Source organism: Shimia sp. Alg240-R146 (assembly GCF_947331465.1).
In the GTDB taxonomy this organism is placed as follows: domain Bacteria; phylum Pseudomonadota; class Alphaproteobacteria; order Rhodobacterales; family Rhodobacteraceae; genus Shimia.
Window position 1 is genome coordinate 477,120 of record NZ_CAMZOK010000002.1, and the last position, 18,073, is coordinate 495,192.

An 18,073-nucleotide genomic window follows, 5' to 3' on the forward strand; every position below is an offset into this window, starting at 1 on the left:
AGGATACCAAGGATCAGGCGGCGTTTTTGTTGGCCGCTTTGCGTTTGGTTTTGGGCTTGCCGCTGTTGGCGTCGATGAAGTCGAGCACAAGAGGGCGGATATTGTTGCGCCAGCTTTTGCCGGCGAAAATGCCGTAGTGGCCTGCGCCGGGCTCAACATGGCTGGCTTTTTTGTCGTCGGGCAGGCCAGTACACAGATCCAGCGCGGCGATACATTGGCCAGGCGCTGTGATGTCGTCTTTGGCGCCCTCGACGGTTTTGACCGCAACCGTGGTGATTTTGCCGATGTCGACCTTGCGACCCGCAACGATAAATTCATTGGCGGCAATTTCGCCCTTTTTGAAGATGCGATCCACGGTGGAAAGGTAAAATTCCGCCGTCATGTCCATAACGGCAAGATATTCATCATAAAACCGGTTGTGGGCGTCGTGGTCGGACGCTTCGCCCTGCGTGACGCGCATGATTTGATCCATAAACGCTTTGGAGTGGCGCTCTGCGTTCATCGACATAAAGGACGAAAGCTGAAGCAAGCCGGGATAAACCATGCGGCCAACGCCGGGGTATTTGAAACCGACACGCTGGATCATGGTTTCTTCGAGCTGGCCCATGGTGACGCTGTGGCCGAAATCGGTCACCTCGGTGGCGGCGGCGGCAGGATCGATTGGCCCGCCAATGAGCGTCAAAGAACGCGGCTGGGCAGACGGGTCTTCTTCGGCAAGATAGGCCGTTGCGGCCAAAGTCAACGGCGCCGGTTGGCACACGGCGATGACGTGAGTGTCGGGGCCAAGCTCTTTCATGAAATCAACAAGATAAAGCGTGTAGTCTTCGATATCGAATTTGCCTTCGCTCACGGGAATGTCGCGCGCATTGTGCCAGTCGGTGATATAAACTTCGCAGTCTGCAATCAGGCTTTTGACGGTAGAGCGCAACAGCGTGGCGTAGTGGCCGGACATTGGCGCAACCAGCATGACCTTGCGGTCCATGGGTTTGCGGCCGGAGACCTCAAAGTGGATCAGGTCGCCAAAGGGGCGTTCCACAATGGTGTTGACGTTCACGAGGTGATCTTTGCCGTCTTCGCAGGTGAAGCTGTCAATGTGCCAATCAGGCTTTACGATCATTCGCTGGAAACTGCGTTCTGTGACTTCGCCCCAAGCGGCCATCCACTGAAACGCGGGGTTCGGGAACAACGCCATCGCCGGAGAGGAGGCCATAGCCGTTGCCGTGGCGCCCAGCCATTGGTTGGTATTGCGCATGGTTTCCATGAAGTCATACGTGGCCATGTACCGCATGTGCGTCTCCTTTACGTCGGGGTATCCCCGTTCTCGAAAGCTCCGTATGATATTTTAAGGAGCAATATTGAATGCTGCGTAGCAGCGAGACTAGGGCGATTGAGTTAATATGACAACAAAAGAGACCGCGTCGGATCAGAATTTGGACCTTTTGAACGCGAATTTGGCCAAAGTTGAAGAACTTTCTCGCCGCCTCGTAGACGTCATGGGGCATCATAAGCCATTGAGAACAGAGCTAAATGCACCGGAAACGGGAATGTTCGTAAATGCAGCTGCGGCGTATTGGCAGGCCATGACTGACAACCCCGGAAAAGTCATGGAAAGCCAGTTGGAGCTTTGGTCCAAGTCGGTCAAACACTATGTTGAGGCGCAGCATATGTTAATGCAGGGCAAGTTCGCTGCACCGCAGGATGACACGCCGAGCGACCGACGATTCTCTCATCCGATGTGGCAGACAAACCCCTATTTCAACTTTATCAAACAGCAATACATGCTCAACAAACAGGCGGTTGAAACGGCTGTATCCGAGCTTGACGGGTTGTCGGGCAAAGAACGTCAGCGTGTTGAATATTTCAGTCAACAAATCCTCGACATGATGGCACCGACCAATTTTCTGGGCACCAATCCGGAAGCACTGGAGAAAGCGATAGAGACCGATGGTCAGTCGCTGATTGACGGGCTTGAGAACCTGATTGCGGATCTGGAAGACAACAATGGCGAGCTTTTGGTGAAGCTGGCCGATGAAAATGCGTTTGAAATCGGGCGCAATATCGCCACGGCGCCTGGCAAGGTGGTGTTTCGCAACAGGATGTATGAGCTTTTGCAGTTCACGCCGACCACGGAAACGGTGCACGAGATCCCGCTGCTGATTTTCCCGCCGTGGATCAACAAATACTACATTCTGGATCTGAAAGAACAGAACAGCATGATCCGCTGGCTGACCGATCAGGGTTATACTGTCTTTGTCGTCAGCTGGATCAACCCCGATCAAAGCTATGCCGACGTTGGCATGAGCGACTATATCGAAGACGGATTTTTGTCCGCAATTGCCGAGACCAAAGAGATCACCGGCCAGAAACAGGTCAACGCGGTGGGCTACTGTATTGCCGGCACCACGCTGCACCTGACACTGGCATTGATGAAATCGCGGGGCGACAAGTCGGTGAAATCCGCGACTTTCTTTACCACGCTAACGGATTTCAATGATCAGGGTGAGTTCACGCCGTTCTTGCAGAATGATTTTATCGACGGCATCGACCGTGAGATTGATGAGGCGGGTATTCTGCGTTCGTTCATTATGCAGCGCACGTTTAGTTTTCTGCGCTCCAACGACCTTGTTTATGCGCCGGCGATCAAATCTTACATGATGGGGGAGGCGCCGCCGGCCTTTGACCTGTTGTATTGGAATGGCGACGGGTCAGGTTTGCCAGGCAAGATGGCGCATGAATATCTGCGCAACCTGTGTCAGGACAATCAGTTCGTGAAAGATGGCATCGAGTTGTGTGGGGAACGTCTGCATATTTCCGACGTGGATGTGCCGATCTGCGCTGTGACCTGCGAGACCGATCATATTGCGCGTTGGAAAGATTGTTACGCTGGCTTCCAAATGACCAAGAGCCGGTCCAAGACGTTTATCGTGTCGCAGTCCGGGCATATCGCGGGCATCGTGAACCCGCCGAGCAAAAAGAAATACGGGCATTACGTGAACAAGGATCTCAAGGGCACGGCTGATGACTTTATGGAAGGGGCGACCTTTCAAGAGGGATCGTGGTGGCCACGGTGGGACACATGGCTGTCATCTCGGTCTGGCAAACAGGTTCCAGCACGCCAGCCCGGTGATTCGACGCACAAAGCTTTGGAAGACGCACCAGGCAGCTACGTTCAGGCCCGCGCAACAATTTGATTTCAAACGAATTTCAAAAATAATGCTGCGATGCAGCAAGAAAAAACTTGAAATGCTGCGGTGCAGAATAGATATTGGTTTCGAGAATAGAAACGCGGGCCCTCCCTGATTATCGCCCGCAAACGATTTGAGGACTTTGACTATGGCTAAAGCAGCAACCGACGCCACCGCATTCCTGAAAGACATGATGGGCGCGTTTCCAGTCGACACATCCGCTTTTGAAGGCGCGTTCCAGAACACAGCGTCGCTGAACGAAAAGCTGACCGGTGTTGCCCTGACCGCCGCCGAGAAATCTTCGGAAATCTCGTCCAAGTGGACCAAAGACACCATCGCCAAGCTGACCGACATGTCCAAAGCCAAGGCAGAGCCAGCTGACTACGCCAAAGCAATGACCGACTTTGCATCTGCTCAGGCAGAAGTGGCAGCGGAAAACATGGCGGCCTTCGCTGAAGTTGCGAAAAAAGTTCAGATGGAAACTGTTGAGCTGCTGATGGCGGCTGGCAAAGACGCAACTGAAGAAGCAACTGCCGCTGTGAAAAAGGCCACTGACGAAGTGACCACCGCAGCGAAAAAAGCGACAACCAAGTAATTTGGCGCTGATCTAGCACACGATCCTCCCCAGTTGTGCAGATCGCGTGGGCAGGCCTTTGGCCTGCCCTTTCTGTTTTCAGTGCTATCTTTTTATTCTGCAAGCGCATAAGCTTTTTCGGCAGTGCAATATTTCTGGGGAGAGTGCAGTGGCGGAAGACAGCAAACCACTTTTGATCAAACGCTACGCCAGCCGGCGCCTTTATAACACCGAGACAAGCGACTACGTGACGCTGGATGACATCGCCGGGTTCATCCGGACAGGGCGTGAAGTTCAGATCATTGATCTCAAGAGCGGCGATGACCTGACCCGACAATATCTATTGCAAATCATTGCTGAACACGAAAGCCGGGGCGAAAATGTCCTGCCGGTGAGCGTGCTGAATGATCTTGTGCGGGCCTATACCACGCAGGCAACGTCGATGGTGCCGCAATTTCTGCAAACCTCGTTTGAGATGCTGCGCGAAAGCCAGGAAAAGGTCATGGAAACCATGGGCGGCGGCGGCATGAAAGTGCCCGGCCTTGAGGCTATGCAAGCGCAGCAAGAAGCCTTTATGAAAGCCATGACTGGCGGCATGAACTGGGGAACGACCCAGCCAAATGAGCCTGCTGCAGAGAAATCTGGCGACGGTGAAGATCTTGATGACATCAAGAAGCAGTTGGCTGAACTGCAAGACAAGCTTTCCAAGCTGAAATAAAAAAGGCAGGGCCGCGGCCCTGCCTCTTCGATTAAGTGGGATGGTCAGGCGTCTTAGGCGGCCTGACGTCCCATGACATCTTCGGCCGCATCGGTTAGAGCACCTGCGATGTAGTCGAGATCGTCTTTCTTCAGGCGCGCGGGCAGGCGGACGTCACAGGCTTTCATCAGCATGGCGCGGGTCTGCGGAAGCTCTGGCAAGTCCGGTACAAATTGCCAATTCCAGAAAGCACGGGCGTTGTCAGTGGATTGACCGAACACCTGAACTTTGATCCCGCGGGCGTTGGCCGCATCTTGAAAGGCGAGGATCTGGTCGTTGTCCAAACCCACAAGGTTGAACTGAATTGAATCAGGTGCGCGCTCTTCGGGGGGCAGTTTGTCGGGAACCTGCAGCCAGTTGGAGCCGTTCAGGATTGCCGCCACATAGTCGTGGTTGGCGCGGCCATCACGGACGCGGCGCGGTACTTCGGCCAGTTGCGGGCGAATGATCGCGGCGGCCATGTTGGACAGGCGCAGGTTGTAAAGCGGCAACTGGTTCTGCCAACGGCCAAAGGCCTCCTCCAGCGCACCGGTGTTGTCACCTTCGGGTGCTTTGTGTTTCTGCCAATTGTGCTCATAGGCGCCGGACATGATCACCGCACGGGCCACCAGATCAGCGTCGTCGGTCACCAGAATGCCGCCTTCGCCGGAGTTCACCAGTTTGTAGGACTGGAAAGAGAAGCAGCCAACATTGCCGATAGTGCCGATGTTGCGGCCGTTCCACGTTGTGCCAAGGCTGTGAGCTGCGTCTTCGACCACCGGAATATTACGCGCGGTGCACAATTTCATGATCGCGTCCATGTCAGAAGTATGCCCGCGCATGTGGCTGATGATCACTGCGTCGATGTTGTCATCCAGCCGCTTGGTAAAGTCGGCGATGTCGATACGGTAGTTTTCGCCGACCTCACACAGCACAGGCACGCAGTCAGCGTGCACTACAGATGAGGGCACGGCAGCGAAGGTGAAGCCCGGCAGCAAAACACGTGCGTCGCGTGGCAGGTTCAACGCCTTCAGGCACAGGAAAAGTGCAGCGGAACAGGAGGATACCGCCAAGGCATATTTGGTGCCAAGCATCGCGGCAAACTCGGATTCCAGAAGCGCCACCGGCGCATTCTCTGGCGCGGTGTAGCGGAACAAGTCACCTGTTTGCAGCAGGCGCTCGACTTCGGCGCGGGCGGATTCCGGGATTGGTTCGGCGTCATACACATTCGGCGGAAGAGTCATAGATTTCAACTTTCTTAAGCTCGACTTCCAAAAATGTAAAACAAAACGGAGCCGAGCGCTAGGCCTCAGCGGTCGTTCTGGATGAAGAGTCTATGAAATTTTCGTCGGTGTTGCGTCAAACACCCAACTTGTCACGCAGGCTGTACCACGTCATGGCAAGAGCCAGCAGAGGGCTGCGCAATGACGTGCCACCGGGAAAAGGTTGGGCAGGGACACGCGCCATGGTGTCAAATCCCTCGCTTTGCCCTGCAATGGCCGCAGCGATAAGCTGGCCAGCGTGCGTGGCAGTGCCAACGCCGTGTCCGCTGTAACCTGAGGCCGTCAGAATGTTGGGCGCCAATCGACGAAGATACGGCATGCGTTTCATTGTGATGGCCAAGGTGCCGCCCCAAGCGTAGTCGATCTTCACATCCCTAAGATGTGGAAAAATATCGGTCATTGGCTTGCGGACTGTGGCGGAAATATCGGTCGGGAAACGGTAGCCGTAGCTCTCGCCGCCGCCAAACAACAGCCGCTTGTCGTGACTGAGGCGGAAGTAGTTCACCACAAACTTTGTGTCAGCCACCGCAACATCCTGGGTCAGGACTTTGGCAGCGTCTGCGCCCAAAGGCTCTGTTGCGGCGATGAAATTGTTGATTGGCATGACACGGGTGGCAACTTTGGGTTCCAGATCTCCGAGATAGCCGTTGCACGCCAGAACCAGATGATCTGCGGTAACTTTTCCCGCCCGCGTGCGCACAGTGACCTTGCTGCCTTGGTTGATCTGAGTGACCTCGCTGGCCTCAAAAAGACGCGCGCCAGCTGCTCGGGCGGCGTCCGCCAACCCAAGTGCGAAGCTGAGGGGATGCAAGTGGGCGGCGCCCATATCAAGGCTGCCCCCCACGTATTTAGGAGAGGGGCACAGCCCCTGCATAGCGGCCTGATCTAGCGGTTCGATCTGATCATAGCCGTAGCGATGGTGCAGATGGTCGGTATAGGCGTGTTCTTCGTCGGTTTCGCGTTTGGAAAAACAGGCATGCGCAATGCCGGGTTTAAAGTGACAGGGAATTTTGTGGTCGTTGATCAGGTTGCGAACAAGATCCTTGCCGTCTTCGGCCAGTTGCCAGAGTTTGGCGGCGTCTTCCGGACCTACCAGCTTTTCCAGACCGTCTTGCTCCATACGCTGACCGGAGCCCAGCTGACCGCCATTGCGCCCCGAAGCGCCAAATCCAACGCGTTGTGCCTCAAGCAACACCACGTCGTAACCTTTTTGCGCCAAATGGAGCGCCGCCGACAGACCAGTGAAGCCTCCGCCAATGACGCAGACATCTGCTTGCCGGTTGCCTTGAAACGACGGAAACGGGTCCAGAGGTTCGGCAGTTGCCGCGTACCAGCTCTCGGGATATTCCCCTTTGCGATCATTGCTGTAGAGCAGGTTCATACTGACCTCATGGGCTTTATTGTTGCGCAATCATTTTTGCCGATATCACACGTTCAGCAACAAGTGCTCACGCTCCCATGGGGAGATCACTCCGAGAAATTCTTCGTATTCCGCGCGTTTCACGATGGAATAAACCCGTGCAAATTCCGGCCCCAGCACTTCGTGCAAAGCTGTGGCTTCGTCAAACAGGTCCAGAGCTCCGCCCAGAATACGCGGGATGGCTTCTTCTCCGTCATAAGCATCGCCCTTGTATTGCTTGTCGGGGCGATCCTGTTCGATCAATCCCAGATATCCGCAAGCCAGAGACGCGGCGATGCCAAGGTAGGGGTTGCAGTCCATACCGGCGATGCGGTTTTCAACGCGACGCGCAGCGGGCGAGGACAACGGGATACGAATGCCCGTGGTGCGGTTGTCGCGCGCCCATTCCAGATTGATCGGCGCGGCGTGGTCGCGCACATACCGACGGTAGCTGTTCACATAAGGCGCGAGTACAGCGATGGCCGAGGGTAGGTGGGTTTGCAGGCCCGCGATAAAGTGGAAAAACGCATCCGTATCGCCACCTTGTGGACCAGAGAATATGTTCTGGCCGGTTTCGATATCGATCACCGAGTGGTGGATATGCATGGCGGAGCCGGGCTCATTTTCGATCGGTTTTGCCATAAAGGTGGCGTAACAATTGTGGCGCAGCGCGGCCTCGCGGATCAGGCGTTTGAAATAAAAGACCTGATCGGCCAGTTCCACAGGGTCGCCGTGGACCAGATTGATCTCCAGCTGTCCGGCGCCGCCTTCTTGGGTAATCCCATCGATTTCAAAGCCTTGGGCCTCGGCAAAATCATAGATGTCGTCGATCACCGGGCCAAATTCATCTACGGCGGTCATTGAATAGGCTTGCCGCGCGGCGGCGGGGCGACCAGAGCGGCCCATCATCGGTTTGATTTCTTGTGCCGGATCGGTGTTGCGGGCGACCAGAAAAAATTCCATTTCCGGGGCGACGACGGGTTCCCAGCCTTTTTTACGGTACAGATCGACCACGCGTTTGAGCACGTTGCGCGGGCTGAAAGGCACCGGGTTGCCCTCGGTGTCATAGGCGTCGTGGATCACCTGAAGCGTCCAGTCCCCGGTCCAGGGCGCGGCTGTGGTGGTCGACCAATCGGGCCGCAGAACCATGTCTTTCTCGATGAATCCACCTTCACCGGCGGCCTCTCCCCAGCCACCGGTAAGTGTTTGATAAAAAATGGAATCCGGCAGGTGGAAGTAACTTTGGCGCGCGAATTTACTTGCGGGAACAGCCTTGCCGCGGGCGATGCCGGGCAGGTCCGAGATGATGCACTCGACCTCATCCAGCCGGCGGTCTTTGAGGTATTCTCGGGCGGCTTCGGGGGCTTGAGAAGTCCAGTCGCTCATTGGTGGCGCTCCTGTCGGAAAAAGTCGGCAAACTGATCGGCAATTGTTTGGTTGGCGATGGGTTCGGCTAGGGTGTCTTCGGCGGCGTCAAGCAGAGTGTCGGGCACCAAGCCGCGACCGCGGGTATTGATCAGCCCGTCCAGAAACAACCCGTCAAACTCGGGGTGGGCCTGCACCGTCAAGGCGCGATCTCCGTAAAGGACTGCGGCGTGGGCGCAAAAATCGTTGCTGGCCAGCGTCACCGCGCCGGGCGGCAGTTCTGTCACTTGATCCTGATGCCATGCGTTGAGTGCGATTTCGGTGCCGGCGAAATCGTAAGTCTGACGCCCGACCGCCCAGCCGCCTTCGTATTTTTCCACTTTGCCACCAAGGGCTTGGGCAATGATTTGATGTCCGAAGCAGACCCCAATAAGCGGTACGTTTTCAGTTACACAGGCACGGATGAAGTCCTCAAGTGGCGGGATCCATGCATGGTCTTCATAGGCGCCGTGTTTTGAGCCAGTAACCAGCCAACCCTGTGCCACTTGGATGCTTTCAGGAAAGATCCCGTCCACCACGTTGAAGGTCTCAAACGTAAAATCGTGGCCGGCAAAGAGCGCTTGGAAAAGATTGGAATATTCGCCGAATTCCTCCGCTAACTCCTCCGGAGTGTGGCCAGTTTGCAGGATTCCGATTTTCATGGTGCACCGTTTGTTTGATCAAATTTTTTTGCGTTTGGCAGGCCGCACAAGTCAGACTCGTTGCAGGTAGGTTTTCCAGTGGTCACCCTTTGGGATCGACGCTAGTTCGCGCAGCTCCTGCCGCTTGGTCATGACCATATTGTCTATCAGCTGTTTGGGCAAACAGCGTGTAATGAACGGGTCACTGGCAAAGAGGTCGATCGCGGCTTCCCAGCCTTCAGCAAGATGGGGCAAGTCGAGGTCATAAGCGTTGCCGGTGATCGGGTCCGGCGGTGTCAGCTCTTCGTCGATGCCCTCGATTGCGGCGCCCAAGACGGCGGCCAGCATTAGGTAAGGGTTGATGTCGCCGCCTGCGAGGCGGTGTTCGATACGGCGCGCGCCATAGGCCCCGCCGGGAATGCGCAGCGCAGAGGTGCGATTTTCATAAGCCCAGCAGACAGAGGTGGGTGCGTGGTTGCCGGACTCCAGCCGATCATAGCTTGGGCCATGAGGGGCAAAAATCAGGGTAGAGGCGCGCATGGCCTGCAGACATCCCGCCACAGCTTGGCGCAGAATTTCGGTTCCGTCGGGACCGCCGTTGTCAAAAACATTCCGCCCGTCAGCGTCCACCACCGAAAAATGAACGTGCATGCCATTGCCGGCGTCACCGGCGTAGGGTTTGGCCATAAACGTCGCCGCAACCCCGTGTTTGCGGGCGATTCCACGCAGAAGTTGTTTGAAGTACAAAGCGTCATCGGCGGCTTTCATGGCCGACTGGTGGTTCAACGTCACTTCAAATTGACCAATGCCGCATTCTGAAATCATGGATTGGATTGGGATGCCCATGGCTTCGGCGCCCTCATAGACGTCGGTGAAAAACGCGTCAAATGCATCGATCTCATCGAGACCCATGATCTCGCCTGACATTAGCCTACGACCGCTGCGAGGATCAGTCGGCGGCACCAGGGTTTCGCCGCTTTCGTCCACCAAGGTGAACTCCATTTCGGTTGCGGCCATGACAGTCCATCCGCGCGCGGAAAAGCGATCTAGTACGGCGCCAAGCGCCTGACGTGGATCGCCCAGAAACGGTGTGCCGTCTTCGTTGAACATGGTCATTGGTACAGTTTTTGACGGCGTTGCCAGCCATGGCAGCGGCATCGGGCCGCGGTCGGTCGGGCGCAGGATGCCGTCCGGATCGCCGGTTTCAAACACAAGTGGGCTGCCTTCGATGTCATGCCCCCAAATGTCCACGTTCAGCACAGACAAAGGCATACGTACCCCGTCGGAATCGAGCTTGCCCGCTTGTGCCGTCGGAAGGCGTTTGCCGCGGATCTGCCCGTTCAGATCTGCGATGCCAATACGGAAGGTTTGATAGTTGAGCGGATCCATGGGGCACCTGTTTCCATAATTTGATCAAAATATCTCTGGCTGTGATCAACTTGTCCAGAGGTTTCTGCAAAGTGTCGGTATTGCGACTGTATCGCGTCGGCGCGATTTGGCCCTCTGCCGACAGCCTAAAACACCACGCGCGCCCCGATGAGGCGCGCGCTGAGGGTTTAAGAAACTGGTGACGTGGAGCGATCAGCGGATCAGGTTGGGACGCACGCGGAGCTTGGGCACGGCAGCCTGCGGCAAGTGCCGGTTCAGCTGGCGGTTCACCACGCCGAAGATGCCAATGACCACCAGCGTCAACAGGATGAAGTAGAAGGCCAGAATTGGATAAGGCACAAACGGGTTGAACGTTTTGTCGGCAAAATAGCTGGCGTAGTAGAGCGCGTCGCCTTTTTGTCCACGTGCGGGGAAGGCCGAGAAGAACACCAGTGCCGTGGCATGAAACAAAAAGATCGCCTCGTTGGTATAGGCGGGCCAAGCCAGCCGCATCATGGTCGGGAAAATGATACGGCGGAAGCGGGACCAGCCGGTGAGGCCGTAGGCGTCTGCCGCCTCTGTGTCGCCTTTGGGGATCGAGCGCAGCGCGCCGTAGAAGATCTCGGCGGAATAGGCGGCGGTGTTGAGAAACAACACGATCACCGCGCCAAGCCATGCGGCGGTCAACGGGTCAAAGAACGCGTAGTTTTTCTTGAGAGATAAGAAGAAAAAATAGGCAAAGAAGAATTGAATGAACAACGGACTGCCGCGGAACAGGAAGATGAACAGCTCGCTTGGGCGGCGATAGATCCAACGTTCCGAACTTTTGCCCACGGCCAGCGCCACAGCAAAGAAAAAGCCGGTGCAGAGCGCGATCACGCCGAAATAGATGTTCCAGATCATGCCGGAGCCGATCAGGGTGAATTGCTCGCAGATGGTGAAATCCGAACGCGGCAGCAGGCGTTCGCCGTAACCGATGGCGCGGAAGGCATAATCAGAAACGGTCTGGGCGCAGGTCTTCATGCTGAGGCCTCCTTGCGCATGGCTTCACCGCCGGAGGTGGCCTGTCCTTTGTTCAGACGGCGCATCACGCGTTCCAGCACGACCTCGCTGACTTTGGTAAAGCTGAGGTAGAAGATCAGCAGGAAGAGGAAATACCACATGCGCCAGTCCGGATGCGGATAGGCCGAGAATTTCGAGGTTTTGGTGCCGCCCAATTCGCGGGCCCAATAGACGATGTCTTCGATACCCAAAAGAAACAGCAGCGGCGTGGCCTTGATTAGCACCATCCAGAGGTTGGACAGACCGGGAAGGGCATAGACCCACATTTGCGGCACAAGCACGCGCCAGAAGGTTTGGCGGCGGGTCATGCCGTAAGCTTCGGCGGTTTCAAGTTGGGCGCGTGGCACAGCCTGCATCCCGCCATATAGGACGTTGGCGGCAAAGGCGCCAAAGACGATGGCAAAGGTGATGACTGCGAGAAGGAAGCCGTAAAGCTGGTGCACATATTCAGGCGAGGTGCCAAGCGGGACCTTGGCTTGTGGGCAAACGAGGAAGTCGTTGCCCTGGCGGATCGGGTCGGTCCAGTCGGGGCAGACGATGTTGTGTTTGATGAGCTCAAACGACTGATCCAGGGCGATCACGAAAAACAGGAAGAAGGCGATGTCAGGTACGCCGCGCACGATGGCGATATAGCCTTTGCCCAACCAGCTTACCGGCTTCATAGGGCTGCGGGCGGACATTGCCCCCAGAAAGCCAAAAGACAGCGCCACGGGGGCTGTGACAGCCAGTAGGGCCAGCACCAGCAGGAAAGATTTGTAAAACGACATGTGCACGCCGGTCGTCAGATAGCAGGTGAGCCATCGGAACGTGTCCAGCGTAGAGGGGTCGGCGCAGTAGGAGAACATCGCAGCTGTCTTTGGTTGGGGTGGCGCTGCACGGATGCGGGCAGGGGCCGGATACAAAAACAGGCCCGCACCGGATGGCGCGGGCCTGAAAGATCAGTCAGATCAGTAAGTGGCAGCGTTTTCGCCGAACCATTCGATGATCAGAGCGTTCAGCGTGCCGTCAGCCTTCATTGAGTCGATGGCTGCGTTGAACTTAGCTTTCAGCTCGCCGTCGGATTCACGCAGGCCCATGCCCACGCCACCGCCGAGTGGTACGTCAGCGCCGGCCCAAACCAGCTCACCGCCGGATTCGTCAACCAGTGGTGCCAGATAGTCTTTGTCGGCAAACACGGCGTCGGCTTCGCCGTTGCGCACTGCGGCAACGGTTTCTTCGGGCGTGGCGAATTCAATCAAAGCCGCACCGGATTCAGCGATGTAGCCCGCCTGAATGGTGGCTGTCTGCGCAGCAACAACGCCGCCTGCAACGTCCGCGTCAGCGGAAGTCGCGACATATGCGGAATCGGCTGGCGGGATGTAGTTCTGTGTGAAGTCGATGACTTCGTCACGCTCGTCGGTGATCGACATGCCAGCGATGATGGTGTCGTAGTTGCCGGACACGAGGTTCGGGATGATGCTGTCCCAGTCGTTTTTAACCCACTCACAGGTCAGGCTGGCGCGTTTGCACAGCTCGTTCCCCAAAACGATTTCAAAACCGTCGAGGTTACCCGCGTCGTTGATGAAGTTGTAGGGAGGGTAGGCGCCTTCGGTGCCCATGCGCACGGTGTCGGCCATCGCGAAGCCAGCGGTCAGCGCCAGCGCGGCGGTGGAAAGGATCAGTTTTTTCATGTTTCACTCCAAGTTGGTTTTTTAGGTCTCTGCGTGGCACACGTTGGTGCCAAACTGTCGTCAGGTTGCCATTTTGGCGCGGCAGGTCAAGGCTGCGCCGGTCTGGCGGGTGGTCTTACTCGGCGTCAGCCGTGCACCGTGGCGGACAAAAAGCCTTTGAGGCGTTCGCTTTTGGGATTGCCGAAAAGTGCATCGGGTGCGCCCTGTTCTTCGACAAGGCCTTGGTGCAGGAACACCACTTTGTCGGAGACATCGGCTGCCAGTTTCATGTCATGGGTCACGATCAGCATGGTGCGGCCTTCTTCGGCCAGCGCTTTGATCACGCGCACCACTTCTTGTTCCAGTTCGGGATCGAGCGCCGAGGTGGGTTCGTCAAACAGCAGGGCTTCGGGTTCCATCGCCAGCGCGCGGGCAATCGCGGCGCGTTGTTGTTGGCCACCGGAGAGTTGGGCCGGATAGACGTCGTGTTTGTCCTGGATGCCAACCTTGTCGAGATAAGCGTGGGCGGCCTCTTCGACCTCGGCGCGGTCGCGGCCGAGCACCGTCAGCGGCGCCTCCATCACGTTTTGCAGGATGGTCATGTGGGACCACAGGTTGAACTGTTGAAACACCATCGACAGGTTCGTGCGGATGCGCAGCACCTGCTTGGCATCAGCCGGAACCCGGTTGTGGCCGGTGCCTCGCCAGCTTACCGGTTCGCCTTTGAACAGGATGTCGCCCTGCTGGCTGTGTTCCAACAGATTGGCGCAGCGCAGGATAGTGGATTTGCCTGATCCAGAGGAGCCGATCAAAGACACGACGTCGCCGCGGTTGGCGGTGATGTCGACACCTTTGATGACTTCTAGCTTGCCGTAGGCTTTGTGCAGGTCGCGGATTTCCAGAACGGGCGCGGTATCGGGCACGTGATCCCCATCAATTCTTGTTATGACTTGGAGACACAATAGGAATGAAAAATTGCGCAATTGCAACTTGCAAAACGGCACCTACGCAGCGGGTTTTGTCAATTTGCACGCATTTTCGTCCGAATGGTCAAGGTGCGGGCGGAATGGGTACTGCCAGATAGGCCGTCTGGCGGATGTCGACGATGTCATGCAGATGCAGCACGTCGCGGTCTGCTGGCGAGAGGTCGAAAATCGCGCGTGACATGGCGTTGGACAACGGCATGGGGTCGCGTTTGAGTGCTGTAATAAAGGGCAGCGCGGGTGTGGGCGTGGTGCGCTCGACTTCGATCAAATCCGCTGCATATTCTTCGTAGCGGCGGATCATTTCCCAGCTGAGCGCGTCCAGCGCGGCAAAATCGGTGAAGCCATCCGCCACTGACCGACCCGATTCGACGTGTGAACCGGTTTCACGCAGCTCTCCGATTCGCAGGCCGTTGTCTTGAAAATGCTGATAGGGCGCGGCCCAACCGGATTGGGAAAGCGGGTCGTTGAAAGCCATCTTGGCGCCATCAAACGCGGTGATCGGCTCACCTGCGCGGGAGCGGTGGGCTACAATGACCGAGTTGTAGTAACCGGGCTGGCAGCCATACAGGCGATAGTCGGGCGTGCCGACCAATTTCACCCGCCCATGCAGTTTGGAGCGGTAGGGCAGCCCGCAGGTTTGGGCGATCACAAGATCGGGGTCTTGCCAAATGTCCCAAACATCCCGCCCACGGGTCAGACGAGATGGACCGAATCCGAGATGGTCGCGCACGGCCTCCCAAAATCGGTTGTTGGCCTCGGCAGTTTCCGGCCTGTCATACATTGGCAAGGCAGCGATCATTTACTGGCAGCCACCCGTTGGCGCGCCAGAGCACTGTCTTTGTCGTTGATGCCCAACAGATTTGCCGACAGGCGCAACAGCGCGTCTTCTTCGGCGTCGCGCTGTCCGTCTGCCAGCGCCACGGACCACATTGCCTCGATCACTGCGATGCGGTCATCATGGGCCACGGCGTCTTTGATGGCGCGGGTAAAGCGCACGGTGTCTGGCGCCTCGGACTCAAGGGTTTCAGCGTCGCGCATGAGGGTTTGCGCATCCGCCGCATCAAGAGCGTAGCGTTCAGTGACAATGCGCTCGATGCGCGCGGCTTCAGCACTGCTGTAGTGATTGTCAGCCCGCGCAATGCGCACCAAGAGCGCCGTTAACGCCAAGCGGGCGTCGGTTTGATCCAGCGGGTCGGGGGCGGGGGCTGTGAGCCGTTTCAAAAAATCTGCAAACATGGTCAAAGATGTAGGCGCGCCAGAGGGGCGGGGCAACTTTTTCTTTTAAGGCCGGCGGTGTTTCGCGGTGGCATCTTCCCAGCCTTTGATCAGGGCGGCGCGTCGGCCGGGGTATGTGTCAGGCAGAACCTGCAGGTCTGTGACGCGGTCGGTACGGAAATGGCGGTAGTCCTGACGGGTTTCGCACCAGGCCACGATATAGCGGGCGCCGCCAAGGTAGGCGATCAGTAGCGGCCATATGGTGCGCGCGGACACAGAACCTGTCTGATCACGGTAGAACAACTGCAGCCGATAGCGGTTGCGGATCGCGTGGCGAAGGCTGTGGCTGTCAAACGCGTCTGGTTTTGGCGCGTCGGTGGCGATCGGGCGGCTGCTTGCGTCCAAGATGACAGGCCGCAAGTCGTCGGGAATGGCCTCAGAGAGTTTGGCGACCAGATCGCGGGCGGCTGTGGCAAGCGACGGGTCTGCCTGTGCCGCCACTAGAGCCGCGCCAAGCGCTGCGGCTTCCAACTCATCCGCTGTGAGCATCAGAAGCGGCATGTCGTAGCCGTCTTGCAGAACATAGCCGGTGCCGGCCTCACCCAAAATGGGACGCGTTGCGCCGTAAGTTCCGCCATATCGCGATAAAGCGTGCGGAGAGAGACTTCGAGTTCTTCTGCAAGGCGCGCTCCTGTCACTGGCGCCCTCGAGGAACGCAATATCTGGATAATCTGGAACAGACGTTCGGTGCGACGCATTTTTGTCTCCTGCTGACACACTGCTGACATAACGCTGTCAGCAGGGCAAGGATATCCAAGGCTGAGACACAGTTTGTGAAGGCCGGGAAAGGCCGGGAAGGGAAAGACAATGTTGAAGATTGAGCGGTCATTGGAGATTGATGCGACGCCGGAGCAAGTCTGGGCAGTGATGGGGCGGTTCAAGCACATTGACGCGTTCGCATCAGAGGTCGCGCGGGTTGAGGCATTGACGAGTGGCGAGGATCAGGTGGGGTCGCAGCGGCGCTGCCATTTCAACAATGGGCAGACGTTGGTGGAGACGGTTACCGCCTGGGATGCGGGCCGTGGCTATACCGTGGCGCTTTCGGAGATGGGCTCGATGCCGATGTCGGCGGCGAGTGCGGTGTTGCGGATTGAACCGGTTGGCAACAAGGCACGCGTTGTGTGGGGTTTTGAAGGGCGGATGAAATTTGGCCCGCTTGGGTGGCTTATGGGGCAGCTGATGCTGAAGCCGATGATGGGCAAAGCGATTGCCGCCAGTTTGAAAGGGCTGGCCGAGCAGGTGAGCAAGGCTCCCAAAATCGTCAACGCGGTCGCCTGACACTCACACAGGCGACCCGTCAGCCTCGCGGTCAATCGTCCGCGGGGCTGTCTTCGGGGTTGATGCCGAGCATGGCCTCGATTTCGTGCAGGCTGGTGAGTTCCGCGGAGACGCGGGCGCCGTCAGCGATGATCACCTGCCAGAGCTGCTGTGCGACCTCAAGACGGTGCGGGTAATCGATGTGTTCGCGGATCATCAGCGCGAAGTCTGGTGTGCCCGGCGCGGCGGCTTCGAGTTTTTCGCAGGTCGCCCGCATCTTGGCGGACTCGACGGCATTCAGGCCATAAGTGGCCCCTAGGATGCGGTCGATTTCGCCGATTTCCATAGCGTGATAGTTGTTGTCGGACTTAGCCACCCGCACCATGAGCGCCCCAAGGGCGAGTTTTTCGTCCAACTCAGGCAGCTCTTGCTGTGCGGGTTTGTTTTTTATGCGTTCAAGCAGGCTGTCCCAGATCATGGTTCGTACCCTTCGACGATCACCAGATCGCTGGTGGCGACAGCAGAGCGCAGTTTGATCGCGGCTTGATAATCCGCGCTTTGGTAACACTCGAGCGCGGCCTGATATGTAGGAAATTCGATCAAGACATTGCGTGAGCGCGAGCCGCCTTCCGGATTCTCAAATTGCCCGGCGCGGACCAAAAATTGGGCTCCAAAATCGGCAAACGGTTTTGCGTTGGCGGCAATGTATTTTTTGTATTGCTCAAAGTCGTCGACGTCGACGCGTGCGATCCAATAGCCCTTGGCCATGCGTGTTTTCCTTCCTGAACTTTTTTCTTTTTGGTCAAGGTGCCGAAGGTCAGGCGCCTTGGCAACCTTTGTCAGAGAGTTTGATGCCCTCAAATTCATGCGTGTCGACCAGGCCGGCTTGTATCCAGCTCAGGACAATGAGGCGGGTCTCGTCCATCGTGAAGCCGTGTTGGGGCAGCATTGTGTCGGCCTCTGTGGAGGTCATCTGACAGCCATTGGCGCGGATGAGTTTCATAAGCTGGTCTGCACGCTCGGATTCGGTGGCGAGGAGCGGCGTTGCGATGAGGGTGGCAACTGCGAAAATGCGCAAAAACATAAATACAATCCTTGGTTCAAATGATCCTCACACAGATTTGGCGAAGCGGTGATTCTAGTCAATCAGGGATTTGGGGGGAAGATTGATGGCTTCGCATCAGAGCTGACATCTCGCATCAAAAACAAAAAACGCCCGACCAACCGGCCGGGCGTTTTAAGCAAAAATCTGTC

21 protein-coding genes are annotated in these 18,073 nt (G+C 57.1%); 4 read left to right on the top strand and 17 right to left on the bottom strand.

Annotation, left to right across the window (positions count from 1 at the left end):
• Positions 1 to 13 precede the first annotated feature (13 nt).
• The gene (gene phaZ, locus PG871_RS11580) at positions 14 to 1,288 is read right to left on the bottom strand and encodes a polyhydroxyalkanoate depolymerase (RefSeq protein WP_270729501.1); all 1,275 of its coding nucleotides are present in this window, start codon (positions 1,286 to 1,288) and stop codon (positions 14 to 16) included.
• 109 nt (positions 1,289 to 1,397) lie between these two features.
• Between phaZ and phaC the strand changes: the two genes are divergently transcribed.
• From phaC to phaR, 3 genes are all read left to right on the top strand, one after another.
• Positions 1,398 to 3,191 (top strand): class I poly(R)-hydroxyalkanoic acid synthase, encoded by a 1,794-nt coding sequence (gene phaC, locus PG871_RS11585; RefSeq protein ID WP_270729503.1) that lies wholly within the window; start codon positions 1,398 to 1,400, stop codon positions 3,189 to 3,191.
• Positions 3,192 to 3,333: 142 nt separating this feature from the next.
• Positions 3,334 to 3,780, top strand: coding sequence for a phasin, PhaP (locus tag PG871_RS11590; RefSeq protein WP_270729504.1), 447 nt, complete (start codon positions 3,334 to 3,336; stop codon positions 3,778 to 3,780).
• Between the two features lie 148 nt (positions 3,781 to 3,928).
• Positions 3,929 to 4,477, top strand: coding sequence for a polyhydroxyalkanoate synthesis repressor PhaR (phaR, locus tag PG871_RS11595; RefSeq protein ID WP_270729505.1), 549 nt, complete (start codon positions 3,929 to 3,931; stop codon positions 4,475 to 4,477).
• A 53-nt stretch (positions 4,478 to 4,530) separates the two neighbouring features.
• Here the strand turns inward: phaR and PG871_RS11600 are convergent, their stop codons facing one another.
• The 13 genes from PG871_RS11600 to PG871_RS20335 all read right to left on the bottom strand — a co-directional run bounded on the left by PG871_RS11600 (position 4,531) and on the right by PG871_RS20335 (position 16,449).
• On the bottom strand, positions 4,531 to 5,739 hold the full coding sequence (locus tag PG871_RS11600) for a DegT/DnrJ/EryC1/StrS family aminotransferase (protein ID WP_270729506.1): 1,209 nt from the start codon (positions 5,737 to 5,739) through the stop codon (positions 4,531 to 4,533).
• 115 nt (positions 5,740 to 5,854) lie between these two features.
• Positions 5,855 to 7,159, bottom strand: coding sequence for an NAD(P)/FAD-dependent oxidoreductase (locus PG871_RS11605; RefSeq protein WP_270730879.1), 1,305 nt, complete (start codon positions 7,157 to 7,159; stop codon positions 5,855 to 5,857).
• A 45-nt stretch (positions 7,160 to 7,204) separates the two neighbouring features.
• Entirely contained in the window at positions 7,205 to 8,563 is a 1,359-nt protein-coding gene (locus tag PG871_RS11610) for a glutamine synthetase family protein (protein ID WP_270729507.1), read from the bottom strand.
• Complete coding sequence (locus tag PG871_RS11615; protein ID WP_270729509.1) at positions 8,560 to 9,243, bottom strand: type 1 glutamine amidotransferase; 684 nt, start codon at positions 9,241 to 9,243, stop codon at positions 8,560 to 8,562. The genes PG871_RS11610 and PG871_RS11615 overlap by 4 nt, the downstream gene beginning before the upstream one ends.
• A gap of 51 nt (positions 9,244 to 9,294) precedes the next feature.
• Positions 9,295 to 10,611 carry a glutamine synthetase family protein gene (locus tag PG871_RS11620; protein WP_270729510.1) on the bottom strand — a complete coding sequence of 439 codons (1,317 nt, stop codon included), beginning with the start codon at positions 10,609 to 10,611 and terminating at the stop codon, positions 9,295 to 9,297.
• Between the two features lie 192 nt (positions 10,612 to 10,803).
• Positions 10,804 to 11,613 (bottom strand): ABC transporter permease, encoded by an 810-nt coding sequence (locus PG871_RS11625; protein WP_270729512.1) that lies wholly within the window; start codon positions 11,611 to 11,613, stop codon positions 10,804 to 10,806.
• Positions 11,610 to 12,497 (bottom strand): ABC transporter permease, encoded by an 888-nt coding sequence (locus PG871_RS11630; protein WP_270729513.1) that lies wholly within the window; start codon positions 12,495 to 12,497, stop codon positions 11,610 to 11,612. Before PG871_RS11630 ends, PG871_RS11625 begins: the two co-directional genes overlap by 4 nt.
• A gap of 102 nt (positions 12,498 to 12,599) precedes the next feature.
• Positions 12,600 to 13,322, bottom strand: coding sequence for a transporter substrate-binding domain-containing protein (locus PG871_RS11635; protein ID WP_270729514.1), 723 nt, complete (start codon positions 13,320 to 13,322; stop codon positions 12,600 to 12,602).
• Between the two features lie 125 nt (positions 13,323 to 13,447).
• The gene (locus tag PG871_RS11640; RefSeq protein WP_270729516.1) at positions 13,448 to 14,224 is read right to left on the bottom strand and encodes an ABC transporter ATP-binding protein; all 777 of its coding nucleotides are present in this window, start codon (positions 14,222 to 14,224) and stop codon (positions 13,448 to 13,450) included.
• Positions 14,225 to 14,351: 127 nt separating this feature from the next.
• Positions 14,352 to 15,086: a phosphate/phosphite/phosphonate ABC transporter substrate-binding protein gene (locus PG871_RS11645; protein WP_270729517.1), complete on the bottom strand. Its 735-nt coding sequence runs from the start codon at positions 15,084 to 15,086 to the stop codon at positions 14,352 to 14,354.
• Positions 15,083 to 15,523, bottom strand: coding sequence for a tellurite resistance TerB family protein (locus PG871_RS11650; protein WP_270729519.1), 441 nt, complete (start codon positions 15,521 to 15,523; stop codon positions 15,083 to 15,085). Before PG871_RS11650 ends, PG871_RS11645 begins: the two co-directional genes overlap by 4 nt.
• A 45-nt stretch (positions 15,524 to 15,568) precedes the next feature.
• Positions 15,569 to 16,108 carry a helix-turn-helix transcriptional regulator gene (locus PG871_RS11655; RefSeq protein WP_270729520.1) on the bottom strand — a complete coding sequence of 180 codons (540 nt, stop codon included), beginning with the start codon at positions 16,106 to 16,108 and terminating at the stop codon, positions 15,569 to 15,571.
• Positions 16,051 to 16,449, bottom strand: a complete 399-nt coding sequence (locus PG871_RS20335; protein ID WP_443020490.1) for a helix-turn-helix transcriptional regulator — start codon at positions 16,447 to 16,449, stop codon at positions 16,051 to 16,053. Before PG871_RS20335 ends, PG871_RS11655 begins: the two co-directional genes overlap by 58 nt.
• Here PG871_RS20335 and PG871_RS11660 point away from each other — a divergent pair.
• Positions 16,370 to 16,840 (top strand): SRPBCC family protein, encoded by a 471-nt coding sequence (locus PG871_RS11660; RefSeq protein WP_270729521.1) that lies wholly within the window; start codon positions 16,370 to 16,372, stop codon positions 16,838 to 16,840. The genes PG871_RS20335 and PG871_RS11660 overlap by 80 nt on opposite strands.
• 31 nt (positions 16,841 to 16,871) lie before the next feature.
• Here the strand turns inward: PG871_RS11660 and PG871_RS11665 are convergent, their stop codons facing one another.
• From PG871_RS11665 to PG871_RS11675, 3 genes are read right to left on the bottom strand one after another with little or no spacing between them, the layout of a single operon-like run.
• Complete coding sequence (locus tag PG871_RS11665) at positions 16,872 to 17,297, bottom strand: tellurite resistance TerB family protein (protein WP_270729523.1); 426 nt, start codon at positions 17,295 to 17,297, stop codon at positions 16,872 to 16,874.
• Positions 17,294 to 17,587, bottom strand: coding sequence for a DUF1330 domain-containing protein (locus PG871_RS11670; RefSeq protein WP_270729525.1), 294 nt, complete (start codon positions 17,585 to 17,587; stop codon positions 17,294 to 17,296). The genes PG871_RS11665 and PG871_RS11670 overlap by 4 nt, the downstream gene beginning before the upstream one ends.
• A 49-nt stretch (positions 17,588 to 17,636) precedes the next feature.
• Positions 17,637 to 17,903, bottom strand: a complete 267-nt coding sequence (locus PG871_RS11675; protein ID WP_270729526.1) for a hypothetical protein — start codon at positions 17,901 to 17,903, stop codon at positions 17,637 to 17,639.
• Positions 17,904 to 18,073 lie beyond the last annotated feature (170 nt).